We start from the raw sequence: 4,342 nt of genomic DNA, 5'->3' as shown, positions 1-4,342 counted from the left end.
GAAATGTGGTTTATCTAGCATAGTTATTATTATTTATAGGATTTCTATTTATTTAAAAACTCAGTATACTTAATTTTCTGTAATCTTTTTGGGTCTTGCTTTTTACCTTTTGTTTGTGCAGACAAACAATTTCAAGCATTAAACCGGATTCCTATAGTTGACATCATAATCACACTATACCATGATCGCAACACGGGAAAAAAATCCTTATTGGGGTTTCTTTCATTGACATAGTTGTTAACTGATTGATTTCTGCAGCCTGAATACCAATCGCTGAAGACTGGGAAATCGGTTGTTTCAACTCGAATTCAGTCACTTGACTGGGCTGAAATTGTGCGATCGCATTGTCAACTTCAATAGGTTGCATCATGATTTCCTCTAGTTTGTGGTTTGTTATGGGTTTAAATTTTCCTTTTTTGTTTAATGCAACAAAGCTAGTTCCTTTTAAGCTACATATTGGATTGCCATCTTTGGACTCACAATCTTTGTTTTCAGAAGGTTCAGCCTGCCTGTTTGAACCCCATATATTCATCAAACTCCACTGCTAACTGAGTTCAAACCTGAGTTTTACTGACTTCTTTCTGACTTGTGACTAATTTTGTTCTGACTTATCTTGTTGTATAATTCTTATAATTCGATAAAATTTTGCATACTCAGATCGCTTAGAGTCAGCCAGCCAGCCAGCGATTTAAATCGCTGGCTGATAGCTAAAGTCCTCTCAAGAGGACTGCTCAAGGATTTCAGTCCATTTCAATGGACTTAAGCTATTAGCCCGGAACTTCAGTTCTGGGCGGGATATCGGGCTGATTCATCTGGGGTGCAAGATGTCAGCTTCTGTTTTTCACACAAGCTTTGCCACATTTTTTGATATGCTTGTTCCAACTGTCGAGTGAACGCCGCCCCATCGCATAGTGGAGAATGGGAGATGCGATCGCGCAAAGTAGCTCGTAGATCAGCTAATCTCGGCAAATCTGATGCTAATTCCACCGCTAAAGCTTTGTAGTTGCTGGGTGTATCGGCGACCAACTCATCCAGACCTGCATTGTGCAGATGGCTGATAGTATGTCTTACAGTGACGACATTTCCAGGCATGGCAATCACAGGAACTCCCATCCACAGAGCCTCACAGGTGGTTATACCTCCAGAATAGGGAAATGGATCAAAGGCAATGTCTACCTGGTTGTATTTCTCTAGCAATTCGTTGTGACGCACCGAACCACACAGTAAAATTCTGGAAGGGTCAACTCCCCGATCTGCAAACAGAGTATGAATGTGTTGGCGCGGTTCATCTTGTCCGAAAGCTTTAGATTGAAGCAGTATTTGGGAATTGGGAACTTCTTTGAGAATCTCAGCCCAGAGGTCAATTGCCAACCGTTGGATCTTTGCTATGTAGTTGAAGCAACCGAAAGTGATGATCCCCTGGTTGAGAGCAGGTAGGGAACTGACTGGGGGTGCATAAGGCGGTGCTTGATAGATAGCATAGGCATTGTTGAGGCGCACGACTTTTTCCACAAAGAACTGTTCGTATTCTGGTGGTGTGTGGATGCGATCGCTCAAAACATAGTCTATAGTCTCTAAACCAGTAGTCATAATCGGCCCTCCCATCCAAGTCACCTGAATCGGTGCTGGTTTGCGAGCAAAGGCCAGCAAATGTCCGCCTCCTGTGAAGCGGTTCATATCCACAAGGATATCAATCCCATCAGCACGAATGCGATCAGCAAGAGCTTCATCAGTAAGTCCTCGAATTAACTGCCACTCGTCAACATTGGCTTTAATTCGGCGAGAATGCTCATCCTCTTTTTCAATATCTACATAACAGCAAATCTTGAACTTTTCCCTGTCATGATTGGCAATCACCGCACCTAAAAAGAATCCGCCGGGATGAGTCCGAAGGTTAGCTGAAACATAGCCAATAGAAATTCGCCGCTCAGAAATGGGCGGATTCGAGAAATGCACATTTTTGGGAATTAGTGCTTTACTGTGGCGTTGGTTCCAGGCGACAATATCTTTGTGAACTTCCTCAAATTGGCACGACGATAGGTAATGCTGGGAAAAAATCAGGTTAGCAGAAGCCTCAGCCAGTTCTGGATTGATTGATAGTGCTTTTCTGTAGTGCTTCAGCGCCTCTTCGACTAAGCCCCAGTCTTTGAGAATATTGCCTTTTGTAACATAAGCCTCGGCAAGTTCTGGGTTGATGAATAAAGCGCGATCGCAAGCCTCAAGAGCCTGCTGGTATTGGCTCTTGTTCCATAAAAGCGACGCTATATTAGCGTGGGCTTGTGCAAAGTTGGAGTTAAGTACAACAGTTTGCTGATAGGCAGAAAGTGCTTCTTCTACCTGACCGATAGAGCCTAGAGCAACACCAAGATTATAGTGAGCTTCAGGCAGTTCTGGTGCTAATTCTATCGCCCGTCGCAGACTGCTAACTGCTTCTTTTAAAATTCCCGCCCTCACCAAAGTTGCTCCTAGATTCAAGTGTACTTCACCTGACTCTGGTGCAAGTCGTACAGCTTCTCGAAATTGAGCAATCGACCCCTGTAAATCCCCACGATTGCCGAAAATTATCCCCAGAGCAATCCGTGCTTGGATGCTATCTGGAGTAAGTGCAACTACACGCTCAAAGCAAGCTTGCGCAGGAACATCTTTTCCCTGAGAGAATAGAGCGATACCGAGCCTAGTATGAACATCAGGATCATCCGGTGTCAGTTCTACTGCTTTCTCAAAGGAACCCAGAGCCTCTTGTGTTTTTCCGAATGTTTCTAGAGTTTCACCCAGGTTAATGTGTAGTCTGGCAGAGCCTGGACTTAAGCGAATTGCCTGTTGATAGGAGTCTACAGCTTCTGCTAACTTACCGCTTTCTCTGAGTAAAGAAGCTAGATTATTGTGAGCGATCGCTAATTTTGGATCAAGTGAAATGGCACGTCGAAATGATGCTTCTGCTGCATCAGGATTTCCAGAAGCCTTAAGAACATTACCTAAGTTGCAATGGTAACTCGCTTGATTGTTAGATAATTCAATGGCGCGGTTAATCAACTCAAAAGCCGCTTGCAGAGTACCAGATTGAAACTGCAGGGTTCCAAGAAGATGGAGAGCATCGGCGTGTGCTGGATCTAATTCCAGTATTTGTCTGTAAATAACTTCGGCTTGGGATAGTTCTCCAGCCCGATGATGTTCAACAGCCTGATTATAAAGTTGAACTGTTTTCGTAGTTAATGTATCCATTAGCACAAAACAAACAAACTATGTAAAGAAAAGTAAACAAGGCTCAAACCCTTTTTCCTTCTGCCCCCTGCCTTATCCCAACGATAATTATTTACGCCGACCTACTTATAGGTTCATTTTTTAGGAAGAATGCCACCCCTAATAAGGGATGGTGTTCTTGAGTTTATGACCCTACTTTGCTCCTGGAATTAAGCTCAGTTAATTTCACACTTGATTCAACATCTCTCAATCCCAAAGCATAGAGATCAAATGGGGTGCTGTAGTTTAGCCGATGCAATCTACGTAAGGATTATTCCCAGATGCAAGCTATGTAAGGATTATTATTCCTATCGCAGCCTCTGGCAGATAGACCGATAAAACAGTACTTTGTCAGACAATTACTACCGCAGCACTGTGTATTAGTACCAGAGGGGGTGATGCCAGCTTCTACTGTTAAAGCACTCAGACCTCTGAAAATTGGTGCAGATTGGATTGGAAGATTCATGATTTTGTTGTCCTTAATTGTTTAAAGTTGACAGTTTACCAAGCACTCACCATTCGCGGTACTTGCTTGGCGTGCTTCGCCATGTTCATAGAGATATCCTCTTTGTTTGTAAATGGAATGATTTAGTTAAAACATAGACCAAGAACGAAGACGACCAATAGTCACCGGAACTTCATCACTAACATCCACAGTGAAGCGATACACCTTACGAGCGCGTTGATTTTGTCTTTGTGGGTCAAAAAATGCGAGTTTCACATCCCAACACTCAGACTCAGGACGACACAAAGGACTCTTTTCCACCTCAATGGTGTCGAGTTGCATATTTTCACTCGCCGCTTGTTGGAATACCTGTGCTAATTGGAAGGCATCGGTCGCTGCGTAGTTGATGGCACGCTCTTGGGGTGTTTTGCCCAAGTTACGCAGTTCATAATAGATGCGATCAAGGAAATTCTGAATCCCTTCGGCTCCATTGTCGTAATCTTGTTGTGCGACTGCATCTGCTGGACGCTCACCTAAAACGCTCCTGATTAAAGCGGTAGTAGACCAACTGTACATCCCCCGAATTGTCGGGACAATTCGGGGTACTGTTATCCCTGACTGTAGTTTGACACTGCCAATGCTGATTCCGGGAATGGA

General features: G+C 43.7%; 3 protein-coding genes. All 3 read right to left on the bottom strand.

Annotated features, from left to right (window positions below; all coding sequences use genetic code 11):
- Positions 1–169 precede the first annotated feature (169 nt).
- On the bottom strand, positions 170–370 hold the full coding sequence (locus G4P69_RS35795) for a hypothetical protein (RefSeq protein ID WP_208341444.1): 201 nt from the start codon (positions 368–370) through the stop codon (positions 170–172).
- Positions 371–780: 410 nt separating this feature from the next.
- Complete coding sequence (locus tag G4P69_RS35790) at positions 781–3,222, bottom strand: tetratricopeptide repeat protein (RefSeq protein WP_208341443.1); 2,442 nt, start codon at positions 3,220–3,222, stop codon at positions 781–783.
- A 610-nt stretch (positions 3,223–3,832) separates the two neighbouring features.
- The coding region (locus tag G4P69_RS35785; protein ID WP_452039082.1) for a cyanobactin maturation protease PatG family protein at positions 3,833–4,342 on the bottom strand (510 nt) is incomplete at its 5' end.

The sequence above is a fragment of the Aetokthonos hydrillicola CCALA 1050 genome, assembly GCF_017591665.1.
Classification (GTDB): domain Bacteria; phylum Cyanobacteriota; class Cyanobacteriia; order Cyanobacteriales; family Nostocaceae; genus Aetokthonos; species Aetokthonos hydrillicola.
The sequence above is the reverse complement of the archived record's forward strand: the minus strand, read 5'-3'. Positions and strand labels throughout refer to the sequence as shown.

Excerpts from the sequence above, each read along its gene's own strand:
- G4P69_RS35790 (WP_208341443.1), bottom strand. The coding sequence starts at position 3,222 with ATGGATACATTAACTACGAAAACAGTTCAACTTTATAATCAGGCTGTT.
- G4P69_RS35795 (WP_208341444.1), bottom strand. The coding sequence starts at position 370 with ATGATGCAACCTATTGAAGTTGACAATGCGATCGCACAATTTCAGCCC.